Origin of the sequence: Streptomyces silvisoli (genome assembly GCF_029269905.1) — a bacterium.
In the GTDB taxonomy this organism is placed as follows: Bacteria; Actinomycetota; Actinomycetes; order Streptomycetales; family Streptomycetaceae; genus Streptantibioticus_A; species Streptantibioticus_A silvisoli_A.
In genome coordinates this window covers 220,532-244,630 of sequence record NZ_JARJBC010000010.1, presented here as the reverse complement: position 1 = coordinate 244,630, position 24,099 = coordinate 220,532, and the positions used below count along the sequence as shown (strand labels likewise).

The following is a 24,099-nucleotide window of genomic DNA, read 5'->3' as shown; positions in this document are numbered from 1 at the left end:
GTCGCTACTCCTCGTCCATCTCCCCCTCGTACAGGTCCCAGTCGTCGGCGTCCGGGTCGTACTCGGTGTGCGCGCTGCTCCATGACGCCTGTACGAGCTCGATCCCGGAGACGCCGTTGACCAGGCCGAACGGATCGATGAGATAGGCCAGCGCCTCGGCCTCGTCACGTTGTACGGCGTCCCTGGCGTGGGCGCGCTCGTCCTCCGGCATGAACTCGTCGCCGTCGATCTGCTCCACCGCGGCCCGGGTCAGCTCCTCGCTGTCGGTGATCTCCATGACCAGGTCCACCTGGAGCCGGATGTACCGGGCCGGGGTCTCGTCGGTGCCGCTGTTGTCGTACTCCGTAGTCATGCGACGGAGAGTAGGCGGACTGGCAGCGGAGCGTGGTCGGACACGGCGAACGGAGCCGGGTATCACCACGGCACTTTTCCGCGGTCGGGAAATCTCACTACCATCGGTGCCCACGGTGAAGTCACCGTATCCGCAAGGGGGTTCCATGGCCTCGCGCCGATCGCTCACCACCACCACGGCCGTCGCGGGCGGGCTGCTCGCCGCCCTCTGTTTCGTCCCCTCGGCGTCGGCGACAGGGCCTGCCCGGCCGGGGGTCACGCGTCATCACGTGGCCACCGCGCACACCACCGCCCTGGGTGAGCGCAGGTCGGCGGACACCATGAACCTGGCGGACACCGGGAGCGTCGACACGACGCCGTACCTGGTGGGCGGCACGACGTTCCTCGCCGCCGGCGCGGGGCTGCTCGTCGCCTCGCGGCGGCGGGCCGCTTCGCTTTCCGTGGGGTAGGCGTTCGCCGCGCGGTGCGGCGGGGTCCGGCACCGCCGGGCCACCTGATCGGCGGCTGCTCGTCGTCGCGGCGGGAGGAGGTTCCCCTCGCGACGACGAGCGACGCCCACTACGCCAGCGGGCCCGTCACCGACTCCGCGGCGCGGACCAGTCCGCCGGAGCGGACGAAGGCCTCCGCGGCGGCCAGATCCGGGGCCAGGAAGCGGTCTTCGCCGGGACCCTGGACACCCGCCTCGCGGGTGGCCGCGACCACCGCGCGGGAGGCGGGCGCCGCGGCCAACCCCGTACCGGCGTGCTCACGCAGTTCGATCGCGCGGGTCGCCGCGACCAGCTCGACCGCCAGGATGCGGGTGAGGTTGTCGATGGAGTGCCGCAGCTTGCGCGCCGCGGACCAGCCCATCGAGACGTGGTCCTCCTGCATCGCCGACGACGGGATGGAGTCGGCGGACGCCGGGTTCGCCAGCCGCTTGTTCTCGCTGACCAGCGCGGCCTGCGTGTACTGGGCGATCATCAGGCCCGAGTCGACGCCGGGGTCGTCGGCGAGGAACGGCGGCAGGCCGTGCGAACGGTTCTTGTCCAGCAGCCGGTCGGTTCGGCGCTCGGCTATCGAGCCCAGGTCGGCCGCGGCGATCGCGAGGAAGTCGAGCACGTAACCCACCGGCGCGCCATGGAAGTTGCCGTTGGACTCCACGCGACCGTCCGGCAGAACGACCGGGTTGTCGACCGCGGCCGCCAACTCCCGTTCCGCCACCAGCAGGGCGTGCGCGAGGGTGTCCCGCCCGGCACCGGCGACCTGCGGCGCGCAGCGCACCGAGTACGCGTCCTGCACACGCGGCGCCGCCGACTCCCCGGCGAAGCCGCTCTGGTGGTGTCCGGTCAGCCCGGAACCGGCCAGGACGCGGCGCATGTTCTCGGCGCTGGCCGCCTGCCCGGGGTGCGGGCGGATGGCGTGCAGTTCGGGTGCCAGCACCTTGTCGGTGCCGAGCAGCGCCTCCAGCGACAGGGCGGCGGTGATGTCGGCGGAGGTGAACAGAGCGGCCAGGTCGGAGCAGGCCATCAGCAGCATGCCGAGCATGCCGTCAGTGCCGTTGAGCAGCGCCAGGCCCTCCTTCTCACGCAGTTCCACCGGCTCGATGCCGTGCTCCGCGAGCAGTTCGCCGGACGGCCGGACGACACCGTCCGGACCCTCGGCGTCGCCCTCGCCCATCAGGGTGAGCGCGCAGTGCGACAGCGGCGCGAGGTCGCCGGAGCAGCCCAGCGAGCCGTACTCATGGACAACGGGCGTGATCCCCGCGTTCAGCAGCGCCGCCAGCGTCTCGGCGACCACCGGCCGTACGCCGGTGTGCCCGGACGCCAGCGTCTTCAGCCGCAGGAACATCAGCGCCCGTACCACCTCGCGCTCCACCCGCGGGCCCATGCCCGCGGCGTGCGAGCGAACGATGGAGCGCTGTAGCTGGGCCCGCAGATCGGGGCCGATGTGCATGACGGCGAGGGCGCCGAAGCCGGTGGAGACCCCGTAGACCGGATCCGGCTTGGCGGCCAGCGCGTCAACGACCGCGCGCGAGGCGGCGATTCCGGCCAGTGCCTGCTGTGACAGCTCGACCCTGGCCGCGCCACGGGCCACGGCCAGCACGTCGTCCGCGGTTGTCCCGGACGGCCCCAAGACCACGTTGTGCATATCCATATTCATGCACCCTAAAGAGTGAATCGCTAGCTGTCACGAGTCGTTCTGCCGACGGCCCCGAAAACTGCGTCGCTCGGCGGGGGTGCGGGGCGGCGCGTCGGCCAGCTCGGCCACGGCGCGCCCGGCGACCACGGGCTTGGTGGAGCGGTCCGCCTTGGCGCGGTACTGGGCCGCGTCGGCCAGCCGGAACAGCCGCCGGGCGGTGCGCACCGGACCCGCGTCGGTGTCCGTGGAGGCGATGCCGACGGCCACCCCGTCGCCCAGGCCCAGCCAGCGGGCCCGGGCGCACAGCTCCTCCGCGGCCCGCTCCACGTCGGCCGCGCTGGCGCCCTCCACCAGCAGGCAGAACTCGTCGCCGCCGAGCCGGGCGGCGACGCTGCCGGGCAGCCGCGCGCCGCACATCGACAGCACCGAGCCGAAGCCCACCAGCAACCGGTCGCCGACCTCGTGGCCGAGGCTGTCGTTGACCCGCTTCAGTCCGTTGAGGTCACAGACCACCAGGCTCACCACGGCGCCCCGCTCCCGGTGCCGGGCCAGCGCCTCGTCCAGCCGGGTGTCCACCGCGCGGCGGTTGGCCAGGCCGGTCAGCGGGTCGGTGAAGGCCAGCCGACGCACCTCCTCAAGGCGCTCGGTCTGCGCCACACCGGCTGCGATCACCGCCGCCAGCACCGTCGCGAAGTCGGCTTCCGCCCGGCCGAACACCGGGGCGCCGGTGTGCCGGGCGACGTACAGCTCGCCCCAGGCCCGGTGGTGCAGCACGATCGGCGCGACTATGCAGCAGCCGCGGCCCCTGCGGCTCAGGTCGGCCATCCGCTGGTGCTCGTAAGAGCCGGTGCGGGCGTACCGGCCGTGGACGGTCTCCACCCAGGCGTGCGGCTCGCCCCCGTTGGCCCACTCGCGACGCAGGTACTCGACGACGTCCGGGAAGTCGCGTATCGGGTAGGTCTCGTGTTCTGGGAGCGGTTCCTCGCCGAGGGCGAGGTCGCCGTCGTTGACCAGGACACGCAGCCAGCCGGGGTCGCGCTCCCAGACCGAGAGGGCGGCGAACGAGCCGCCCAGGGCGGAGCGCGCGCGCCCTATCGACGCGCGCGCCACGTCCAACGGGGTCTGCGCGGTGGCCACCGCCTGGGCAATCCCGACTACGGCCATCAACCGGTGGTTGGCATTGGCCTCTTCGCCCATCCTTCCGCCTCTTCGCTCGCGCTGGCGTTGGGGGCTTCCCGCGTCCGGTGCGCTTCGTTGCGGCTTGTTGGGGCCAGCCTCGCACTGCTTCCCGCCACGGGCGCGTTCGCGCTGGCGTTTGGGGGTTTACCCACCGCTCGCCCGTTTTTCCCTCCGCCTTGGCGTGCCGTTGCGCACGGCGGGCGCCGGATCCGCCCGCCCCTTCCGCAGCGCACCGCGACAGGGGGCGTGCCGGGGTCCCCCGTCCAACAGCGCGGGCGGAGCGAGGAGACACCCCGGCACGCCCCCGGCCCGAAGCCAGCCGCGTGCGACGGCAGGCGAAGCCCGACGGCGAACGGCCGAGCGGGCGGAAACCCCAAAAGCCCCTACGCTCCGGGCCACTCCGGCCGACGGCGCTCGTTGAAGGCGCGGACGCCTTCGGCGCGGTCGGCGGAGAAGGCGACCGAGCGCCAGGCCGCGTCCTCCACCTCAAGCCCCTCACGCAGGCCGAGGCCCTGGCCCAGCCGCAGCGCGCGCTTTGCGGCGCGCAGGCCCACCGGGGAGTTCGCGGCGATGCGTTCCGCCAGCGCCAGCGCGTCCTCGCGGTCCCTGCCCTGTTCGGTCAGCACGTCGACCAGGCCCAGTGCGGCGGCCTCCTCGGCGCCCACCCGGCGCGCGGTGAAGACCAGCTCGGCGGCGCGGGCGGCACCGACCCGGCGCGGAAGCAGCTGCGTACCGCCGCCGCCCGGGATGACACCGACCGACACCTCCGGAAGTCCGACCTCCGCAGTCGCGTCCGCCACGATCACATCGCAGGACAGCGCGAGTTCGAACCCGCCGCCCAGCGCGAAGCCGTGCACCGCGGCGATCGTGGGCATCGGCAGCTCAAGGACGCCGGTGTACGCGGCGCGGGCCACCGGGCGCTGCCGGACCAACTCGGCGTCGGTGAGGGAGTTGCGTTCCTTCAGGTCGGCGCCCACGCAGAACGCCCGTTCATGCGTGGAGGTCAGCACCACCGCCCGTACGTCCTGGTCGGCGGCGAGCGCCGCGCAAGCCTCGGTAAGGCTGCGTGCCATCCGGGTGGAGATGGCGTTCATCGCCTTCACCCGGTCCAGCACCAGCTCGGCGACGTGCGCGCCGTGCGCCCGCACGGCCACCCATTCCCCGTACCTCTGCTCCGTCATACGTCCGCCCTCCCGGCCCGAGGTGTTAACGATCGTAAACGGGAGGATCATTTCAGGGAACGCTCCGCGGGTCACCCCCGAACACGCACCCCGCCGCGGCCGCCCCTCACTCCCTGCGTGACAGCAGCCACGGCTCCACGACGCCGAGCCCGCGGACCGGGCGGCGCCACATCGGCTGCAACGCGAAGCGGTACTTCTCGTCCTCCGACGCGTCCGCCTCGGACACCGGCGCCTCGCCGGAGGCGCCCAGCGCCTCGGCGAACTCGCCGTCCACCAGGACCGCGTCCCGGGGCGCTATCGAGGTCAGCCTGCTCGCCAGGTTCACCGTCGTACCGAACACATCGCCCATCCGGGTCGTCACCGTCCCGAAGGCCATGCCGACCCGCAGCGCGGGCATCGTCTCGTCGCCGGTCATGGTCTCGATCAGCCGCAGCCCGATCTCGGCGGCGACCCCGGGATCGTCGGCCACGAACAACACCTCGTCGCCGAGCGTCTTGATCAGCCGCCCGCCGTGGGCGGCCACCAGGTCCGCGGAGGTGGTCTCGAACGCCTCCACCAGCTCGCCCAGTTCCTCCTCTTCCAGGCGTCGGGTGAGCCGGGTGAACCCGACCAGGTCGGCGAAGCCCACGGCCAGCCGGCGGCTGACCGCTTCCTCGTCGTCGGCCCGGGCGATCCGGCTGGTGGCGGCGGCGAGCTGACGCCGCCACACGTAGACCAGGAACTCCTCAAGCTCCGGCAGCAGCAGTTCGACCAGCGGGTAGGCCACCTCGGCCCGGGTCATCCCCGGCTCCGGCGGCTCGGTGAGACCCTCCAGGAAGGAGTCGGTCTGCCAGTCGGCCAGCCGGGCCGTGGTCTGGCCGGTGGACCGGGCCACCTGCACCGCCATCGACTCGCTGAGCAGCCCGGCCTCCACCAGACCGGCGAGCCGCCGCAGCGCCAGCACATCGGCCTCGGTGAGCGCCTTGGCCTGGCCGATGTCGGCGAAGCCCATCGCCCGCCAGAAGCGCGACGCCAACTCCATCGAGACACCGGCGCTGCGCGCCGCCTGGAAGGGCGTGTAGTGGCGTTCGGCGCCCAGGATCATCTGCTCCAGGCGCAACGCCAGCGGATTCTCCCCGCTCACCGCCTCGGCCGACTCAGCCGCCTCGGCCGACTCCTGCTCGGCCCGCTCGTCCGGCGTCGCCCGCTCGTCGAACGCCTCCTGCCCGCCCGCGTCCGCTGGTCCTCGACCGCCCGGCGGTTCCGGCGAGCCGGAGTCACCGGCCGCGTGGTGCGGCGAGTTCGCCGCGTCGTCCGCGCTCACCGGCCGCCCCCTGCCTGATCCCTGATCACTGCCCTTCCGATCACTGGGGTCCCGGACACCGTGACGGCTGACGCCGCGAGCCCTGGGGAACGTCCCGTCAACAATACGGCAGTGTGCCGTAGCTCACGCTCGCACCACCGCGCGAGGCACCGCCGTCGGCCATCCGGCGCACCGTCACCGCTCGTCTCCCCGGTCGCTTTCCGCGTCGTGGCCCGCCACCGGCCGTATGTGCACCACATCGCCCGCGCCGACCGGCTCCTGCCGTCCCCCGGCGGAAATCACCAGCCTCCCGTCGGAGTCCACCGCCACCGCCTCGCCGACCAGTTCGCGCCCACCGGGCAGTTCGGCCCGAACAGTGCGGCCGAGGGTCGCGCACCCGGCCGCGTACGCCTCCTGGAGACGGCACTCGTGCGGATCGCCGTCCACCGCCCGCCACCGCCCGTACCACTCGGCGACCGAGCGCAGCACGGCCCGCAGCAGCGGGTCGCGGTCCAGCACCGGCGCACCGGCCAGGGCGAGCGAGGCGGCGGTGGGCACCGGCAGTTCGTCCTCGCGCAGGCTGACGTTGAGCCCGACGCCGATGACCAGCCCGGTGTCGTCGGCCCGCTCGGCCAGGATCCCGGCGGTCTTGCGCTCCTCGCCGCCGACCGACACCAGCAGGTCGTTGGGCCACTTCAGCGCGGTGTCGACGCCCGCCGTGCGGGACACGGCGGCGGCGGTGGCCACCCCGGCGAGCAGCGGCAGCCAGCCCCACCGGTCCACCGGCACCGCCGGCCTGCCGTCCGGCGTCGGCAGGCCGGGCCGGAGCAGTATGGAGAAGAACAGACCGGAGCGGGCGGGCGCCGTCCAACGGCGTTCCAGGCGGCCGCGCCCCGCGGACTGCCCCTCGGCCACCAGCACCGCGCCCTCGGCGGCGCCCGCCTTGGCGCGGGCCACCAGGTCGCTGTTGGTGGAACCGGTGTCGGCGACCACGTCCAACGCGGTCCACAGGCCCGGCGAGGTGAGCAGCGCGCGGCGCAACGTGGACTCGTTGAGCGGCGGCCGCTCCAGGTCCGACCAGCGGTTTGAGGAGGTCATACCCGCAGCCTAGGGGGCGCGCCTGCGCAGTGTGTCCAACGCCGCAGTGCCCACCGCGCACCCGCGCCGTTACGCTACGACAGCGTTACCCGCCAGTCACCTGTGCCCGTACGAACCCTTCGACGAGACACCGACGAGAGCAGGAGAGCCGCCTGAGATGGCCGAGCCGGAGAACGCCCCGGAATCCGGGGTAAGCAGTCACACCACCGCTGGCAAGCTGGCGGACCTGCGCCGTCGAATTGAGCAGGCCACCCACGCGGGCTCCGAGCGCGCGGTGGAGAAACAGCACGCCAAGGGCAAGCTGACCGCGCGTGAGCGGGTCACCATGCTGCTGGACGAAGGCTCGTTCGTGGAGTTGGACGAGTTCGCCCGGCACCGCTCCACCAACTTCGGGCTGGAGAAGAACCGTCCTTACGGCGACGGTGTGGTCACCGGTTACGGCACCGTGGACGGCCGTCCGGTGGCGGTGTTCTCCCAGGACTTCACGGTCTTCGGCGGTGCGCTCGGCGAGGTGTTCGGCGAGAAGATCGTCAAGGTGATGGACTTCGCGCTGAAGACCGGCTGCCCGGTCATCGGCATCAACGACTCCGGCGGCGCACGCATCCAGGAGGGCGTGGCCTCGCTGGGCATGTACGGCGAGATCTTCCGGCGCAACACCCATGCGTCGGGCGTGATTCCGCAGATCTCGCTGATCATGGGGCCGTGCGCGGGCGGTGCGGTGTACTCGCCCGCGATCACCGACTTCGTGGTGATGGTCGACCAGACCTCGCACATGTTCATCACCGGGCCCGACGTCATCAAGACGGTCACCGGAGAGGACGTCGGCTTCGAGGAGTTGGGCGGCGCCCGCAGCCACAGCACCAAGTCCGGCAACGCGCACCACATGGCGGGCGACGAGAAGGACGCCATCGAGTTCGTCAAGGCGCTGCTGGCGTACCTGCCGAGCAACAACCTCCAGGAACCGCCGGCGTTCGCCGAGGAGGCCGACCTGACGGTCACCGACGCGGACCTGGAGCTGGACACGCTGATCCCGGACTCCGCCAACCAGCCGTACGACATGCACACGGTCTTCGAGCACGTGCTGGACGACGGTGAGTTCCTGGAGACCCAGGCTCTGTTCGCGCCGAACATCCTCACCGGCTTCGGGCGGGTCGAGGGCCATCCGGTCGGCGTGGTGGGCAACCAGCCGATGCAGTTCGCCGGTTGCCTGGACATCGACGCCTCCGAGAAGGCTGCGCGCTTCGTCCGCACCTGCGACAGCTTCAACATCCCGGTGCTGACCTTCGTGGACGTGCCCGGCTTCCTGCCCGGTACCGACCAGGAGTGGAACGGCATCATCCGGCGCGGCGCCAAGCTGATCTTCGCGTACGCGGAGGCGACGGTCCCGCTGATCACGGTGATCACGCGCAAGGCGTACGGCGGCGCTTACGACGTCATGGGCTCCAAGCACCTCGGCGCGGACATCAACCTGGCGTGGCCCACCGCCCAGATCGCGGTGATGGGCGCCCAGGGCGCGGTCAACATCCTGCACCGCCGCAGCCTGGCGGAGGCCGCCGACCCGGACGCGCTGCGCCAGGACTTGATCACCGAGTACGAGGACACGCTGCTCAACCCGTACATCGCGGCCGAGCGCGGTTATGTGGACGCGGTCATCCCGCCGTCCGAGACCCGCGGCCACATCGTCAAGGCGCTGCGGACGCTGCGCAACAAGCGCGAGAGCCTGCCGCCCAAGAAGCACGGCAACATCCCGCTGTAACTTCCGCCGCCAGAAGGGCCGTTGATCGTGATCAAGGTCGTAAGGGGCAATCCGACCCCCGAGGAGCTGGCCGCCGCGCTGGCGGTGGTACAGGCGCGCGCGGCGGCCGTCCCGGGCGGGACGGGCGGCGCGCGCACGCTGAACGCCTGGGCCGACCCGGCGCGCAACATCACGCTGCGCCGAATGCCGCGGCCGGGCCCGACGGCCTGGCGCAGCACGTACTGGCCGGCCTGACCGCGGGGCCGCCGCCGGGGCCGGTCCGAGGGCCGGTCCCGGGCTGACTACCCTGATGCCCATGACCGCTGCGCGTCCCCTCGTCCTCGCCTCCGCCTCCCCCGCCCGCCTGGGCCTGCTCAAGCAGGCCGGGCTGGACCCGAAGGTCGTGGTCAGCGGGGTCGACGAGGACGCCATCAGCGCGCCGACCCCGGGCGAACTGGCCCGGGTACTGGCCGAGGCCAAGGCGGCCGCGGTGGCGGACGGGCTGACCGGCGGCGAACTCGTCGTCGGCTGCGACTCGGTGCTGGACCTCGACGGCCGCGCGCTGGGCAAGCCGCTGGACGCCGCCGACGCCATGGCCCGCTGGCAGGCCATGCGTGGCCGCACCGGCGTGCTGCGCACCGGGCACTGCGTGATCGACACCGCGAGCGGCAGGCAGGTCAGCGAGACGGCCTCAACGACCGTACGGTTCGGCTCGCCGGACGACGCCGAGATCGAGGCGTACGTCGCCAGCGGCGAACCGCTCTATGTGGCGGGCGCGTTCACCCTGGACGGCCGCTCGGCCCCGTTCATCGAGGGCATCGACGGCGACCCGGGCAATGTGATCGGCCTCTCGCTGCCGCTGCTGCGGCGACTGCTGTCCCAACTGGGCGTTCGTATCACGGACTTGTGGGGCTAGCGGTTCCACCGCCCTCTGGTGCCGCGCCGTTTCGCGGCGCACCCAGCTCGGCGTAGAGCACGAGTGTCGCCACCACCAGCCCGAGCGTCACCATCATCGCGACGAACGCCAGCCACCCGACCATCCCCACCACGGCCGCGCCGAGCACGCAGTGCAGCACCGCGCAGACCACCAGCGCGATCCGGGCGAACCGTCCGGGCGAGCGGTCGACGATCGCCGCCCGCACCGCTATCGCCGCACAGCAGAGCAGGAACAGCGCGAAGGCCGCCCCCGCGGCGAACGCCCCGGTCGACATGGCGCCGGGCGCCAGCCCGCCGAGCGACATGCTTTGACGTTTCACCGCCAACCCGAGCACGAGGTTGACGAACGCGATGACGACCGCCTCGATGACCAGCACGCCCGCCGCGACCGCCGCCACCGGTCTGCGCATCCTCCCCCACCTCCCCAAGGGCGCCGGGTCCGAGCCCTTCGCCCCACTCGTTACCGCCGGTATCGACGAAGCCGACGCTACTAACGGGTAATGGCCCGGGCAAGAGTCGTGCGCTAGGGGGTCTCAGGGGCTGCGCCGCCGTCAGCCTGGCGTGCGCCAACACCCGGCAAACTTTCCGCCCCGGAGTCGTGGAGTTCCCACAAAGAAATCGCGCCACACCCCATGTCCCGGCACATCGCGCCAACCCCGCCACAGGGCCGGTGATCAGTGGCGAAACACGGGCGTACCTTGGTGCGACAAGGGTTGAAGCGTCCTCCGGGAACATGGCACCACCCTGCGTGTGGGCAAGGTCACCCATAGGGGTGGGTCGGCACGACGTGTCGGCAGTCCCTAAACTCACCTTGTTTCAAGGAGGGAGCCATCGTGCGTAAGGTGCTGATCGCGAACCGCGGTGAAATCGCCGTTCGTGTCGCTCGTGCTTGCCAGGACGCCGGTATCGCCAGCGTGGCCGTCTACGCGGACCCGGACCGGGACGCGCTGCACGTGCGCACGGCCGACGAGGCCTACGCACTCGGCGGCGACACGCCCGCCACCAGTTACCTGGACATCGCCAAGGTACTCAAGGCCGCCGCCGACTCCGGCGCGGACGCCGTCCACCCCGGATACGGCTTCCTGTCCGAGAACGCCGAGTTCGCCCAGGCCGTCCTGGACGCCGGACTGATCTGGATCGGCCCGCCGCCCCAGGCCATCCGCGACCTCGGCGACAAGGTCGCCGCCCGGCACATCGCCCAACGCGCCGGAGCCCCCCTGGTCGCCGGCACCCCCGACCCCGTCAACGGCGCAGACGAGGTCGTCGAGTTCGCCCAGCAGCACGGCCTGCCCATCGCGATCAAGGCCGCCTTCGGCGGTGGCGGACGCGGCCTGAAGGTCGCCCGCACCCTCGAAGAAGTCCCCGAACTCTACGAATCCGCCGTCCGCGAGGCCGTGGCCGCCTTCGGCCGCGGAGAATGCTTCGTCGAGCGCTACCTCGACCGCCCCCGCCACGTCGAAACCCAGTGCCTGGCCGACACCCACGGCAACGTCGTCGTGGTCTCCACCCGCGACTGCTCCCTGCAGCGCCGCCACCAGAAACTGGTCGAGGAAGCCCCGGCACCGTTCCTGACCCCCGAGCAGAACGCCGAGCTGTACCGCGCTTCCAAGGCCATCTTGAAGGAGGCCGGCTACGTCGGCGCCGGAACGTGTGAGTTCCTCGTCGGCCAGGACGGCACCATCTCCTTCCTGGAGGTCAACACCCGCCTGCAGGTCGAACACCCGGTCACCGAAGAAGTCACCGGCATCGACCTGGTCCGCGAGATGTTCCGCATCGCCGACGGCGAGGAACTGGGCTACGACGACCCGCCCCTGCGCGGCCACGCCTTCGAGTTCCGCATCAACGGCGAGGACCCCGGCCGCAACTTCCTGCCCGCCCCCGGCACCGTCACCCGCTTCAGCCCGCCCGCCGGCCCCGGCGTGCGCCTGGACGCCGGAGTCGAGACCGGCAGCGTCATCGGCCCCGCCTGGGACTCCCTGCTCGCCAAACTCATCATCACCGGCGCCACCCGCAAGCAGGCCCTGCAGCGCGCCAAGCGAGCGCTGGCCGAGTTCGACGTCGAGGGCATGGCCACCGCCATCCCCTTCCACCGCGCCGTGGTCACCGACCCCGCCTTCGCCCCCGAACTCACCGACTCCACCGACCCCTTCACCGTCCACACCCGGTGGATCGAAACCGAGTTCGCCAACACCATCCCGCCGTTCACCGGCGCGGCCACGGACGAGGAAGAAACCGACAACGCCCGCGAAACCGTGGTCGTCGAGGTCGGCGGCAAGCGCCTGGAAGTGACACTTCCGGCATCGCTGGGCGTCGCCACCGCCGCCGCTCCGGCGGGCGCGAAGAAGGCACCGCGCCGCAAGGCCACCAAGAAGTCCGGTCCGGCCGCCTCCGGCGACGCCCTGGCCTCGCCGATGCAGGGCACCATCGTCAAGGTCGCGGTCGAGGAGGGCCAGGAGGTCAACGAGGGCGACCTGATCGTGGTGTTGGAAGCGATGAAGATGGAACAGCCCATCAACGCCCACCGCTCCGGCACCGTCAAGTCCCTCACCGCCGAAGTCGGCTCCTCCCTCTCCTCCGGCGCCGTCATCTGCGAGATCAAGGACTGAACCCGCCAACAGCCGATGGCCCGGCCGACGCACGCGTCGGCCGGGCCATCGTTGTTCGTAGGGAGAATGCCATTCTGGAAGCAGGAGAGTCGGGGGCGGAAGCGGTACGGAAGGGTCGGGCGATGGCGAAGCCGATGCGGGCCGATGCGCGGCGCAACTACGAGCGCCTGGTGACGGAGGCCAAGGCCGCGTTCCTTGAGCAGGGCACCAACGCCTCGCTGGAGGACATCGCACGCCGCGCCCGAGTGGGCATCGGCACCCTGTACCGCCACTTCCCCTGCCGTATCGCCCTGATCGACGCGGTGTACCAGGAGGAAGTGGACAAGCTGGTCGCCTACGCCGCCGAACTCGGCGACGCCGACGATCCTTTCGAGGGCCTGGCCGAGTGGCTGCGGGCGGTGCTGCGGCACGCCAGCACGTACCGCGGTCTGGCCGCCGCGCTGATGGAGTCGGACCGCGCGCGCGGTGCGGGCGCCACGATGACCGCGTGCAAGGTCCCGATGCGCGAGGCGGGCGGCGAACTGCTGGCACGGGCCCAACAGGCCGGGCTGGTACGCGAGGACGCGAACATACCCGACCTGTTGCAGCTCACCCATGTCATCGGGCTGGCCGCGGAGAAGACCCCCGACGACCCGGAGATCGCCGAACGGCTCCTCACACTCACGCTGTACGGGCTACGTGCGAAGGACTGAACTACCTTCGGCGCGGGGCGAGATCGGCCACCCGGCCCGCGGTCGACTGCTCCGGTGGCAGCGGGGCGCTGCGCAGGGTCGCCCCCGGCTGGCCGCCGCCCGGCCGGACGTGCCGGCGCGGGCCCGGCACCGGAACGTCTCTTCGGGTCCGCCCGCCGCTTGCCTCACCCCCGTCCGAGGGTGAAACGGAAGCGACAGTGATGCGCACACCGCAGTCAGCGAGCGCCTGTAGTTCGGTCGCCGCGCGGTCATCGCCCATCGGGGGCTCGTCGGTGACGAGATGGGTTATGACATCGGACGGCACGGTCTGGAACATGGTGTCCGTGCCGAGCTTGCTGTGATCGGCCAGCACCACGACCTCGGCGGCGGCCTGCACCAGGGCGCGGTCCACGCTGGCGGAGAGCATGTTGGAGGTGGACAGACCGCGTTCCGCGGTCAGCCCGCTGCCGGACAGGAACGCCCTGGTCACCCGTAGCCCCTGGAGTGACTGTTCGGCGCCGCTGCCGACGAGTGCGTAGTTCGAGCCGCGCAACGTGCCACCGGTCATGACGACCTCGACCCGGTTGGCGTGTGCCAACGCCTGTGCGACCAGTAGGGAGTTGGTGACCACGGTGAGGCCGGGAATGCGCGCGAGCCGACGGGCCAGCTCCTGCGTGGTGGTCCCGGCACCCACGACGATGGCCTCGCCCTCCTCGACGAGACCGGCCGCGAGATCGGCGATCGCCGTCTTCTCCGCGGTCGCTAGATGGGTTTTCTGCGGAAAGCCGGATTCCCTGGTGAAACCGCCCGGCAACACGGCACCGCCGTGCCGGCGGTCGAGCAGTCCTTCGGCCTCAAGCGCCCGCACGTCCCGCCGTACGGTCACTTCGGAGGTCTGGACGACGCGGGCGAGTTCACGGAGCGAGACCGCCCCGTTCGCTCGCACCATTTCGAGGATCAACTGACGACGTTCTGCTGCGAACACGAAACTGACAGTAATGCCAACAGGCGTCTAGTTTCAGCAGTTTGCACCAATTAACAGAAGTTGTTCATGTGCGCGCCGTGCGAGTGCTATAGGAACCAGGGGCGCGGGCGCACTACCTTCGGTGACCGTGCGTCGGTTGCTACGCGTTGGTCGTCTTGCGGTTGTGCAACTGCCTGGCGACCTCCGCGAGCGAACCCGACAGCGACGGGTAGACCGTGAAGGCGTTGGCGATCTGCTCGACCGTGAGGTTGTTGTCGACCGCGATCGAGATCGGGTGGATCAGTTCACTGGCACGCGGGGAAACCACCACACCACCGACCACGATGCCGGTGCCCGGACGGCAGAACAGCTTCACGAAACCGTCCCTGATGCCCTGCATCTTCGCCCGCGGGTTGCGCAGCAGCGGCAGCTTCACCATCCGAGCGTCGATGACGCCGTTGTCCACGTCCGCCTGGCTGTAGCCGACGGTGGCGATCTCCGGGTCGGTGAACACGTTCGCCGACACCGTCTTCAGGTTCAGCGGGGCGACCGCGTCGCCGAGGAAGTGGTACATCGCGATCCGGCCCTGCATCGCCGCCACCGACGCCAGCGCCAGCACGCCGGTGCAGTCACCGGCCGCGTACACACCGGGCGCCGTGGTACGGGAGACCTTGTCGGTCCAGATGTGGCCGGACTCCTTGAGCTTGACCCCGGCCTCCTCAAGGCCGATCCCGGCGGTGTTCGGTATCGAGCCGACCGCCATCAGACAGTGCGTACCGGTGATCACCCGGCCGTCCGCCAGCGTCACCTCGACCCGGTCACCGACCCGCTTGGCGGCGGCGGCCCGGGAGCGGGCCATCACGTTCATGCCGCGCCGCCGGAAGACGTCCTCCAGCACGGCGGCGGCGTCCGGGTCCTCACCGGGCAGCACCCGGTCGCGCGACGAGACCAGGGTCACCTTCGAGCCCAGCGCCTGGTAGGCACCGGCGAACTCGGCGCCGGTCACACCGGACCCGACCACGATGAGCTCCTCGGGCAGCTCGTCGAGGTCGTAGACCTGCGTCCAGTTCAGGATCCGCTCGCCGTCCGGCAGGGCGTCCGGGATCTCCCTCGGGTGCGCGCCGGTGGCGATCAGTACGGCGTCGGCGGTCAGCGTCTCGGTGGACCCGTCGGCGGCGGTCACCGTGACGGTACGCGAGCCGTCCGCCGCCTGCTGCGGCTCCAGTCGGCCCCGGCCGCGCAGCACCCGGGCGCCGGCGCGGGTCACGGAGGCGGTGATGTCGTGCGACTGGGCCAGCGCCAGGCGCTTCACCCGGCGGTTGACCTTGCCCAGGTCGACCCCGACGACCCGGGCGGACTGCTCGATGGCGGGCGTGTCGTCCGCCACGATGATGCCGAGCTCCTCGTAGGAAGAGTCAAAGGTCGTCATGACCTCGGCTGTGGCGATCAGCGTCTTCGACGGTACGCAGTCGGTGAGCACCGACGCTCCGCCCAGACCGTCGCAGTCAACGACGGTCACCTCCGCGCCCAGTTGGGCCGCGACCAGCGCCGCCTCGTATCCGCCGGGTCCGCCACCGATGATCACGATCCGAGTCACGTGCTCCATTGTCCCGCACCCGGGCCGTTCTTCTCTCCTCGGGGCCGCTCTCCGGGGTCAGGACCGATCTGGATCTTGCCTACCCGGCTGAGAGGCGGTTCCCGTACCCTTGCCGCCATGTCGCTCTACGCCGCCTACGCCGGGAACCTCGATGCGCGACTGATGACCCGCCGCGCACCCCATTCGCCGCTGCGTGGCACGGGCTGGCTCAACGGCTGGCGGCTGACGTTCGGCGGCGAGCAGATGGGGTGGGAGGGCGCGCTGGCGACGCTGGTCGAAGACCCCCTGCACCAGGTTTTCGTAGGTCTCTACGACATCGCGTCCATCGATGAGGAGTCGATGGACCGGTGGGAGGGCCTGCCGCTGGGCATCTACCGTCGTACGACGGTACGGGTGCACACGTTGGACGGCGACGTCGCGGCGTGGGTCTACGTGCTGAACGACTACGAGGGCGGGCTGCCCTCGGCCCGGTATCTCGGCGAGATCGCCGACGCGGCGGAGTCCTGCGGGGCGCCCCACGACTACGTCATGGAACTGCGCAAGCGCCCCTGCTAGCGGCGCGCCAACGGTTCCACCCGCCCACCCCCGCACCCGCGGCGCAGCCGCGCCCCCAACTCGCACCCGCTCGCAACGATCAGGCAAAGGCCGACGGCGAACGGGCGGGCGGCTTGGGCGTAAACCCGAACACCAGCGTGAGCGGAAACGTGATGAAATGCATCTACGCGCGTAGCCATACGCGCGCTACCCTCTCCGCGTGAACGCAACCGCAAATCTCCCCACCGACCCGTACGCCGCCGCAAGCGAGGCGGCGACCCGTCTGCGCGAGCTGACCGGCGCCGAGACCCACGACGTCGCGCTCGTCATGGGCTCCGGCTGGGTCCCGGCCGCCGACGCCCTCGGCGACCCCGAGCACGAGTTCTCCGTCACCGAGCTCCCCGGCTTCCCCCCGCCGGCCGTCGCCGGCCACGCGGGCAAGATCCGTTCCGTCCGGATCGGCGAGAAGCGCGCCCTGGTCTTCCTGGGCCGCACCCACCTGTACGAGGGCCGCGGCGTGGCCCCCGTCGTGCACGGCGTCCGTACCGCCGTGGCCGCGGGCTGCAAGACCGTCGTGCTGACCAACGGCTGCGGAGGCCTGCGCCCCACGTTCAAGCCGGGCGAAGCCGTCCTGATCAGCGACCACATCAACATGACGGCGACCTCGCCGATCGTGGGCGCCAACTTCGTGGACCTCACCGACCTGTACTCGCCGCGGCTGCGCGCGCTGTGCAAGGAGGTCGACGCGACGCTGACCGAGGGCGTCTACGTGCAGCTGCCCGGCCCGCACTACGAGACCCCGGCCGAGATCGGCATGGTCCGGGCGATCGGCGGCGACCTGGTGGGTATGTCGACCACGCTGGAGGCGATCGCCGCCCGTGAGGCGGGCGCCGAGGTGCTGGGCATCTCGCTGGTGACCAACCTCGCCGCGGGCATGACCGGCGAGCCGCTCAACCACGAAGAGGTCCTGGAAGCCGGCCGCGACTCCGCCACCCGGATGGGCAGCCTCCTCGCCCAGGTGCTCGGCCGCATCTAACTCACCGCAAGGAGCCGCAGATGGCAATGGACACGCTGACCCGGGCTCGCGCCTGGCTGGCCGAGGACCCCGATCCGGAGACCCGCGCCGAGCTGGCCGCGCTGATCGACGCCGGCACGCCGGAGGCGGAGGCGGAGATCGCCGAGCGCTTCTCCGGGACCCTCCAGTTCGGCACCGCCGGACTCCGGGGCGAGCTGGGCGCGGGACCGATGCGGATGAACCGCGCCGTGGTGATCCGTGCGGCGGCGGGCCTGGCCGCGTACCTCAGGTCGCAGGGCCACGCCGACGGCCTGGTGGTGATCGGGTACGACGCCCGCCACAAGTCGTACGACTTCGCGCGGGACACCGCGGCCGTGGTGACCGGTGCCGGACTGCGTGCCGCCCTGCTGCCGCGGTCGCTGCCCACGCCGGTACTGGCTTTCGCCATCCGGGAGTTGGGCGCGGCGGCCGGTGTGATGGTGACCGCCAGCCACAACCCGCCGCGGGACAACGGCTACAAGGTCTACCTCGGTGACGGCTCGCAGATCGTGCCGCCCGCGGACGCCGGGATCGCCGCGCAGATCGCCGCGATCGGCGCGCTGGCCGAGGTGCCGCTGGCCGACGGCGGCTGGCGGACGCTGGACGACGGGATCGTCGAGGCGTACCTCGCCCGCGCCGGGACCGTGGTCGCCCCGGGCGGCCCGCGCGATGTCTCCGTCGTGTACACGCCGATGCACGGCGTCGGCGCCGACGTGCTGACCGCCGCGTTCGCGCGGACCGGTTTCCCGGCCCCGGCGGTCGTACCGCAGCAGGCGCAGCCCGATCCGGACTTCCCGACGGTGGCCTTCCCCAACCCGGAGGAGCCGGGGGCGATGGACCTGTCGTTCGCGCACGCCCGTGCCGAGCACCCGGACATCGTGATCGCCAACGACCCGGACGCGGACCGCTGCGCGGTGGCCGTACCGGACGCCGCCGCGGCGAGTGGCTGGCGGATGCTGCGCGGTGACGAGGTGGGCGCCCTGCTCGCCGAGCACCTGGTGCGCAGGGGCGCGAAGGGCACGCTGGCGGCCTCGATCGTGTCGTCCTCGCTGCTCTCGCGGATCGCCACGGCGGCCGGGCTGCCGTACCAGGACACCCTCACGGGCTTCAAGTGGATCGCCCGGGTGCCCGGTCTGCGGTACGGGTACGAGGAGGCGCTCGGCTACTGCGTCGACCCCGAGGGCGTACGGGACAAGGACGGCATCACGGCGGCGCTGCTCGTCGCCGAGCTGGCGGCCGGTCTGAAGGCTGAGGGCCGCACCCTCAGCGACCTGCTGGACGAGCTTGCCGTCCGGCACGGGCTGCACGCCACCGACCAGTTGTCGGTGCGGGTCGCCGATCTGACGCTGATCGCCGACGCGATGCGGCGGCTGCGCGAGCAGCCGCCCTCGCAGCTGGCCGGTCTCGCCGTCACCTCGGCGGAGGACCTCAGCCAGGGCAGCGACCAGCTGCCGCCGACCGACGGCCTGCGCTACCACCTCGCGGGCGGCGGGACGGTCTCCGCGGCACGGGTCATCGTCCGGCCGAGCGGCACCGAGCCGAAGCTGAAGTGCTACCTGGAGGCGGTTGTCCCGGTGGCCGGGCTCGATGCGCTGCCGTCCGCGCGGGGCGCCGCCAGCGAGGTGCTGGCGGCGCTCAAGAAGGATCTGTCGGCCGCGGCCGGTATCTGACGGTTCGCCTGGTGGGCGGGCGGGTTTCCGCCCGCCCACCCACCCGTTTGCCGTCGGCCTTCGCGCACGGTCGTCGGTGGGTCGAGGGCGCACCGGGGGTGTCTCCTTCCGTGAATCGCCGCGCTGCGGCCGGGCGGGAGCGCGAGCCCCGAAGGGGCAAGCGCAAATGCAAACGCACCCCCTGCCCGCCTTTGGGCACCCCGCCGCAGCGCGGAAACCGGCGGAAGGGGACGTGCCGGGGTGTCCCCGCAGGGTGGCGATCGAACTTCCCGGAAAGTCCCGGTTCCGGCGCAGGGAGCCACCCGAGGAGTCACCCCGGCGCGTCCCCGACCCACCGACGACAGGGCGCGACGGCACCCAAAGGCCGACGGCAAACGGGTGGGTGGGCGGGCGCACCGCCAAAAAACACGCACTGGCAGCGCAGTAGCACCACAACACCCACGCCACCGTAAGCAACGGCGAGCAGCCGGACGGCAAACCGGTGGGCGGCCGGAAGCCACCCCAAAAGCCAGTCTGAGCGGCAGCTCAGCCAGTAGCCAGCAGCACCACCAGAGCGATGCCGCCGACGACCGCGGGCGCGATGATCTCGTACGCCCAGCGGACGCTGATCTCGCCCTTGGCGGCCTCGCCCCCCGCGTGCCGCTCGGCGAGTTCCCGCAGGTCGTCCACGGCCTGGTCGGCGGGGGCGCGCAGGGGTGCGTCGGGGCGCAGGCGCAGGGCGCGCGGGCCGCGGCCGAAGGGGTCCTCGGCGGTCGCCCGGGCGGCCTGGCGGGCGGCGCGCTTACGGGCGCGCAGCGAGACGGGGACCGACCAGAGCTGGAACTTCCGCCCACCGGCGAGGACTTCACTGGAGTATCCGGAGCGGACGGCCTCCACCGCCGCCCACGGGATGGTGATGGAGCGGAACGGGTTGCGCACCAGCATCCGCGCGTCGCTCGCGTAGACCACCGGGCGGATGGTGAAGGCGATCACCAACGGCGCGGCGAGCAGCAGTGCGGCCAGCGCCAACCAGGGCGTCCGGCCGGTGCCGTGCGCCACCGCGTCGCCGACCAGCCATCCGCCGATCGCGAGCAGCAGCACTCCCCCGGCAATGCCCATCGGTGACCGGAACGCCCGGTCGGCGTACTTCTGCTCGCTCGTCATGCGGACGATTCTGCACGACGGGAGCGGTTTTTCCGACGGCTCCCCGACGTGAGCTTGCCCTCCGGGAGCGGGGCCCGGGACACGGCCCCATCCGGGATGCGTTACGTTCACCGCTGCACCGCCCGTGGGCGCTTCGCGCCCGCCCGGGGCTTGCGTCGTCGCCGTCGTCACCCCCGAGGGCTAGTCAAGCGCTACGCGCGTAGATATGCTCTGCTGGTGACCATGCAGACCCCCGGGCCCCTCACGCCCGCATACAGCCCGCAGGCCGCGGAGCGGCTGGCGTCGATGGCCGACGTCACCGCGTCCGACGCAGCGCTGCGCCGGTTCCTGCACGGGCTGCCCGGCGTCGACGCGGTCGGCCTCGAAGGCCGTGCCGCCACGCTCGGCACCCGTTCGATCAAGACCACGGCGAAGGCGTACGCCATCGACCTGGCGATCTCGATGATCGACCTGACGACCCTGGAAGGCGCCGACACCCCGGGCAAGGTCCGGGCGCTGTGCGCCAAGGGCGTCCACCCCGACCCGACCGACCGTACGACCCCCAAGGTCGCCGCGATCTGCGTCTACCCGGACATGGTGAAGACCGCCAAGGAGGCGCTCGACGGCTCGGGCATCCACGTGGCGTCGGTCGCCACCGCCTTCCCGGCCGGGCGCGCCGCCTTGCCGGTGAAGCTGGCCGACACCGCCGACGCGGTGGCCGCGGGCGCGGACGAGATCGACATGGTCATCGACCGCGGCGCCTTCCTGTCCGGCCGCTACCTTCAGGTCTTCGAGGAGATCAAGGCGGTCAAGGCGGCCTGCGCCCGTCCCGACGGTACCGCCGCGCACCTCAAGGTGATCTTCGAGAACGGCGAGTTGGCGACCTACGACAACATCCGCCGGGTCTCCTGGCTGTCGATGCTCGCGGGCGCCGACTTCATCAAGACCTCCACCGGCAAGGTCACGGTCAACGCCACCCCGCCGAACACCCTGCTGATGCTGGAGGCGGTACGGGACTTCCGCGACGCCACCGGCGTACAGGTCGGTGTGAAGCCCGCGGGCGGCATCCGCACCACCAAGGACGCCATCAAGTACCTGGTGATGGTGAACGAGACGCTGGGCGCGGAGTGGCTGACCCCGGAGTGGTTCCGCTTCGGCGCCTCCAGCCTGCTGAACGACCTGCTGATGCAGCGTCAGAAGCTGAGCACCGGCCGGTACTCCGGTCCCGACTACGTGACGGTGGACTGATCAACATGGCTTTCGAGTACGCACCGGCGCCCGAGTCGCGGTCCGTTGTCGACATCGCGCCGTCCTACGGACTGTTCGTCGACGGCGAGTTCCGCCCCGCGGAGGACGGCAAGGTCTTCAAGACCGTCTCGCCGTCCAGCGAGGAGGTCCTGTCCGAGGTCGCTCAGGCCGGTCAGTCGGATGTGGACGCGGCGGTCAGGGCCGCCCGCAAGGCGTTCGAGAAGTGGTCGGCGCTGCCGGGTGCCGAGCGCGCCAAGTACCTGTTCCGGATCGCCCGGATCATCCAGGAGCGCTCGCGTGAGCTGGCGGTGCTGGAGTCGCTGGACAACGGCAAGCCGATCCGCGAGTCGCGGGACGCCGATCTGCCGCTGGTCGCCGCGCACTTCTTCTACTACGCGGGCTGGGCGGACAAGCTCGGCCACGCGGGCTTCGGTTCCGACCCCAAGCCGCTGGGCGTGGCCGGTCAGGTCATCCCGTGGAACTTCCCGCTGCTGATGCTGGCGTGGAAGATCGCCCCCGCGCTGGCCTGCGGCAACACGGTGGTGCTCAAGCCCGCCGAGACCACACCGCTGTCGGCGCTGTTCTTCGCGGACATCTGCCGCCAGGCGGGGCTGCCCAAGGGTGTCGTCAACATCCTCACCGGTGACGGGAGTACGGGCGCCGCGCTGGTCGCCCACCCGGACGTCAACAAGGTGGCGTTCACCGGCTCCACGGAGGTCGGCAAGGCGATCGCCCGTACCGTCGCGGGCACCGAGAAGAAGCTGACGCTGGAACTCGGCGGCAAGGCGGCGAACATCGTCTTCGAGGACGCGCCGATCGACCAGGCCGTCGAGGGCATCGTCAACGGCATCTTCTTCAACCAGGGGCACGTCTGCTGCGCCGGTTCCCGGCTGCTGGTCCAGGAGTCCGTCCAGGACGAGCTGCTGGAGGCGCTCAAGCGCCGCATGTCGACGCTGCGGGTCGGTGATCCGCTGGACAAGAACACCGACATCGGCGCGATCAACTCCGCCGAGCAGCTGGCCCGCATCAAGTCCCTGGCGGACAGCGGCGAGGCCGAGGGCGCGGAGCGCTGGGCACCGCAGTGCGAACTGCCGTCCACCGGTTACTGGTTCGCGCCGACGCTGTTCACCGGCGTCACCCAGGCACACCGGATCGCCCGCGAGGAGATCTTCGGGCCGGTGCTGTCGGTGCTGACCTTCCGTACTCCGGCGGAGGCGGTGGAGAAGGCCAACAACACCCCGTACGGACTGTCGGCGGGCATCTGGACGGAGAAGGGATCCCGCATCCTGTGGATGGCCGACAAGCTGCGCGCCGGCGTGGTGTGGGCCAACACGTTCAACAAGTTCGACCCGACCTCGCCGTTCGGCGGCTACAAGGAGTCGGGCTTCGGTCGCGAGGGCGGCCGTCACGGTCTGGAGGCGTACCTCAATGTCTGAGTCAAGGTTGGGCGTCTTCAAGACCTACAAGCTGTTCGTCGGGGGCAAGTTCCCCCGGTCCGAGAGCGGGCGGGTGTACGAGGTGACGGACCCCAAGGGCAACTGGCTGGCCAACGCCCCGCTGGCGTCCCGCAAGGACGCCCGGGACGCGGTGGTCGCCGCACGCAAGGCGTTCGGCGGCTGGTCCGGGGCGACCGCGTACAACCGCGGCCAGATCCTCTACCGGATCGCCGAGATGCTGGAGGGCCGTCGCGAGCAGTTCGTCCGCGAGGTGGCCGAGGCCGAGGGGCTGTCCAGGTCGAAGGCGGCGGCCGTGGTGGACGCGGCGGTCGACCGCTGGGTCTGGTACGCGGGCTGGACCGACAAGATCGGTCAGATCGCGGGCGCCGCGAACCCGGTCGCGGGGCCGTACTTCAACCTCTCCACCACCGAACCGACCGGTGTGGTGGCCGTGTTGGCGCCGCAGGAGTCCTCGTTCCTCGGGCTGGTCTCGGTGCTGGCACCGGTGATCGCGACCGGTAACACGGCCGTGGTGGTGACCTCGGAGAAGTCTCCGCTGCCCGCACTGTCGCTGGGCGAGGTGCTGGCCACCTCGGACCTGCCCGGTGGTGTGGTCAACGTGCTGTCCGGCAAGGCGGCCGAGATGGGCCCGCACCTGGCCGCCCACAGCGATGTCAACGCGATCGACCTGACGGGCGCGGACGCGGAGTTGGCGACCGCGTTGGAGACGGCCGCCGCCGACAACCTCAAGCGGGTGCTGCGGCCGCGTGACGAGGACTGGTCGGCCGAGCCCGGCACCGACCGGCTGCTGGCGTTCCTGGAGACCAAGACCGTCTGGCATCCGATCGGGGTGTGACCCTCGTTGGTCCTGCCGGGGGGCGGCCGTTCGCGGTCAGCCCCCCGGCAGGATTTTGGTGATCGGGCCGACCAGCGGGAGTTGGGACAGCGAGTCGCCGTCGGAGAAGGGCTTGGTCAGCGCCTTGGTGCTGATCGGCTTGAAGTCGGCGATCTGGGTGCCCACGGTGTTGGTCAGCGGGTCGACGGTGGTCTTCGCCAGCGGGTACAGCTGGAGGCGCTTGACCGGGCCCACCGAACTGTCCAGGCCCTGCAACGTGCCGCTCACCACGTCCGCGCTGCCCGGCAGGTGCAGTTCGCTGCGGGCCGAGGCGGCACCCGCGCTGGCCGCCAGGGCCCCCGCGGCGGTGGACAGGGCGACCGCGGTACGGAGCAGCGCGCGGCCTGCTGGGATACGGAACGACATGGCGACCTACCTGACTTAACCCGACATCAAGGGCATTGACCTACAAACCTGTAAAC

At 71.4% G+C, this 24,099-nt stretch carries 23 protein-coding genes; 12 read left to right on the top strand and 11 right to left on the bottom strand.

Translation table 11 applies throughout. The features are described from left to right. Positions 1–4 precede the first annotated feature (4 nt). The gene (locus P3G67_RS18530; protein ID WP_276094428.1) at positions 5–352 is read right to left on the bottom strand and encodes a hypothetical protein; all 348 of its coding nucleotides are present in this window, start codon (positions 350–352) and stop codon (positions 5–7) included. A gap of 145 nt (positions 353–497) precedes the next feature. Here P3G67_RS18530 and P3G67_RS18525 point away from each other — a divergent pair, with 145 nt between their 5' ends. Beyond that, positions 498–800 (top strand): LAETG motif-containing sortase-dependent surface protein, encoded by a 303-nt coding sequence (locus tag P3G67_RS18525; protein WP_276094427.1) that lies wholly within the window; start codon positions 498–500, stop codon positions 798–800. Between the two features lie 109 nt (positions 801–909). Here P3G67_RS18525 and hutH read toward each other — a convergent pair whose 3' ends face one another. The 5 genes from hutH to P3G67_RS18500 form a co-directional block, all read right to left on the bottom strand. Continuing rightward, positions 910–2,484, bottom strand: a complete 1,575-nt coding sequence (gene hutH, locus P3G67_RS18520) for a histidine ammonia-lyase (protein ID WP_269853567.1) — start codon at positions 2,482–2,484, stop codon at positions 910–912. 33 nt (positions 2,485–2,517) lie between these two features. Next, positions 2,518–3,666, bottom strand: coding sequence for a GGDEF domain-containing protein (locus tag P3G67_RS18515; RefSeq protein ID WP_276094426.1), 1,149 nt, complete (start codon positions 3,664–3,666; stop codon positions 2,518–2,520). 365 nt (positions 3,667–4,031) lie between these two features. Then, positions 4,032–4,829, bottom strand: coding sequence for an enoyl-CoA hydratase/isomerase family protein (locus P3G67_RS18510; protein WP_276094425.1), 798 nt, complete (start codon positions 4,827–4,829; stop codon positions 4,032–4,034). A 106-nt stretch (positions 4,830–4,935) separates the two neighbouring features. Next, the gene (locus P3G67_RS18505) at positions 4,936–6,132 is read right to left on the bottom strand and encodes an adenylate/guanylate cyclase domain-containing protein (RefSeq protein ID WP_276094424.1); all 1,197 of its coding nucleotides are present in this window, start codon (positions 6,130–6,132) and stop codon (positions 4,936–4,938) included. A 174-nt stretch (positions 6,133–6,306) separates the two neighbouring features. Beyond that, positions 6,307–7,209 (bottom strand): biotin--[acetyl-CoA-carboxylase] ligase, encoded by a 903-nt coding sequence (locus P3G67_RS18500; RefSeq protein WP_276094423.1) that lies wholly within the window; start codon positions 7,207–7,209, stop codon positions 6,307–6,309. A gap of 157 nt (positions 7,210–7,366) precedes the next feature. Between P3G67_RS18500 and P3G67_RS18495 the strand changes: the two genes are divergently transcribed. From P3G67_RS18495 to P3G67_RS18485, 3 genes are all read left to right on the top strand, one after another. After that, on the top strand, positions 7,367–8,965 hold the full coding sequence (locus tag P3G67_RS18495) for an acyl-CoA carboxylase subunit beta (protein WP_276094422.1): 1,599 nt from the start codon (positions 7,367–7,369) through the stop codon (positions 8,963–8,965). 24 nt (positions 8,966–8,989) lie between these two features. Then, on the top strand, positions 8,990–9,199 hold the full coding sequence (locus P3G67_RS18490; RefSeq protein ID WP_276094448.1) for an acyl-CoA carboxylase subunit epsilon: 210 nt from the start codon (positions 8,990–8,992) through the stop codon (positions 9,197–9,199). Positions 9,200–9,260: 61 nt separating this feature from the next. Continuing rightward, on the top strand, positions 9,261–9,860 hold the full coding sequence (locus P3G67_RS18485; protein WP_276094421.1) for a nucleoside triphosphate pyrophosphatase: 600 nt from the start codon (positions 9,261–9,263) through the stop codon (positions 9,858–9,860). Here the strand turns inward: P3G67_RS18485 and P3G67_RS18480 are convergent. After that, complete coding sequence (locus P3G67_RS18480) at positions 9,841–10,290, bottom strand: hypothetical protein (protein WP_269853574.1); 450 nt, start codon at positions 10,288–10,290, stop codon at positions 9,841–9,843. The genes P3G67_RS18485 and P3G67_RS18480 overlap by 20 nt on opposite strands. 423 nt (positions 10,291–10,713) lie before the next feature. On the opposite strand from P3G67_RS18480, the gene P3G67_RS18475 reads away from it, so the two are divergent. Beyond that, positions 10,714–12,486, top strand: coding sequence for an acetyl/propionyl/methylcrotonyl-CoA carboxylase subunit alpha (locus P3G67_RS18475; RefSeq protein ID WP_276094420.1), 1,773 nt, complete (start codon positions 10,714–10,716; stop codon positions 12,484–12,486). Between the two features lie 122 nt (positions 12,487–12,608). Beyond that, positions 12,609–13,178, top strand: coding sequence for a TetR/AcrR family transcriptional regulator (locus tag P3G67_RS18470; protein WP_276094419.1), 570 nt, complete (start codon positions 12,609–12,611; stop codon positions 13,176–13,178). 1 nt (position 13,179) lies between these two features. Here P3G67_RS18470 and P3G67_RS18465 read toward each other — a convergent pair whose 3' ends face one another. Together P3G67_RS18465 and P3G67_RS18460 are read right to left on the bottom strand one after the other, a co-directional pair. Next, on the bottom strand, positions 13,180–14,106 hold the full coding sequence (locus P3G67_RS18465; RefSeq protein ID WP_391858290.1) for a DeoR/GlpR family DNA-binding transcription regulator: 927 nt from the start codon (positions 14,104–14,106) through the stop codon (positions 13,180–13,182). A gap of 175 nt (positions 14,107–14,281) precedes the next feature. Continuing rightward, the gene (locus P3G67_RS18460) at positions 14,282–15,727 is read right to left on the bottom strand and encodes an NAD(P)H-quinone dehydrogenase (protein WP_269853578.1); all 1,446 of its coding nucleotides are present in this window, start codon (positions 15,725–15,727) and stop codon (positions 14,282–14,284) included. 108 nt (positions 15,728–15,835) lie between these two features. Between P3G67_RS18460 and P3G67_RS18455 the strand changes: the two genes are divergently transcribed. From P3G67_RS18455 to P3G67_RS18445, 3 genes are all read left to right on the top strand, one after another. Continuing rightward, positions 15,836–16,273 (top strand): gamma-glutamylcyclotransferase, encoded by a 438-nt coding sequence (locus tag P3G67_RS18455; RefSeq protein WP_269853579.1) that lies wholly within the window; start codon positions 15,836–15,838, stop codon positions 16,271–16,273. Positions 16,274–16,472: 199 nt separating this feature from the next. After that, positions 16,473–17,288, top strand: coding sequence for a purine-nucleoside phosphorylase (locus P3G67_RS18450; protein ID WP_269853580.1), 816 nt, complete (start codon positions 16,473–16,475; stop codon positions 17,286–17,288). A 20-nt stretch (positions 17,289–17,308) separates the two neighbouring features. Beyond that, complete coding sequence (locus P3G67_RS18445; protein WP_276094418.1) at positions 17,309–18,976, top strand: phospho-sugar mutase; 1,668 nt, start codon at positions 17,309–17,311, stop codon at positions 18,974–18,976. 525 nt (positions 18,977–19,501) lie between these two features. On the opposite strand, the gene P3G67_RS18440 is transcribed toward P3G67_RS18445, so the two are convergent. Continuing rightward, positions 19,502–20,119, bottom strand: a complete 618-nt coding sequence (locus P3G67_RS18440; protein WP_276094417.1) for a PH domain-containing protein — start codon at positions 20,117–20,119, stop codon at positions 19,502–19,504. Positions 20,120–20,341: 222 nt separating this feature from the next. Here P3G67_RS18440 and deoC point away from each other — a divergent pair, with 222 nt between their 5' ends. The 3 genes from deoC to P3G67_RS18425 are packed head-to-tail and all read left to right on the top strand — an operon-like array spanning position 20,342 to position 23,638. Beyond that, a complete protein-coding gene (gene deoC, locus P3G67_RS18435; protein WP_391858289.1) occupies positions 20,342–21,346 on the top strand; it encodes a deoxyribose-phosphate aldolase in 1,005 nt (334 codons plus the stop codon). Positions 21,347–21,351: 5 nt separating this feature from the next. Next, a complete protein-coding gene (locus tag P3G67_RS18430; RefSeq protein ID WP_276094416.1) occupies positions 21,352–22,782 on the top strand; it encodes an aldehyde dehydrogenase family protein in 1,431 nt (476 codons plus the stop codon). Beyond that, the gene (locus P3G67_RS18425) at positions 22,775–23,638 is read left to right on the top strand and encodes an aldehyde dehydrogenase family protein (protein ID WP_276094415.1); all 864 of its coding nucleotides are present in this window, start codon (positions 22,775–22,777) and stop codon (positions 23,636–23,638) included. Before P3G67_RS18430 ends, P3G67_RS18425 begins: the two co-directional genes overlap by 8 nt. Before the next feature lie 36 nt (positions 23,639–23,674). On the opposite strand, the gene P3G67_RS18420 is transcribed toward P3G67_RS18425, so the two are convergent. Further along, the gene (locus P3G67_RS18420) at positions 23,675–24,043 is read right to left on the bottom strand and encodes a hypothetical protein (RefSeq protein ID WP_276094414.1); all 369 of its coding nucleotides are present in this window, start codon (positions 24,041–24,043) and stop codon (positions 23,675–23,677) included. Positions 24,044–24,099: the final 56 nt, after the last annotated feature.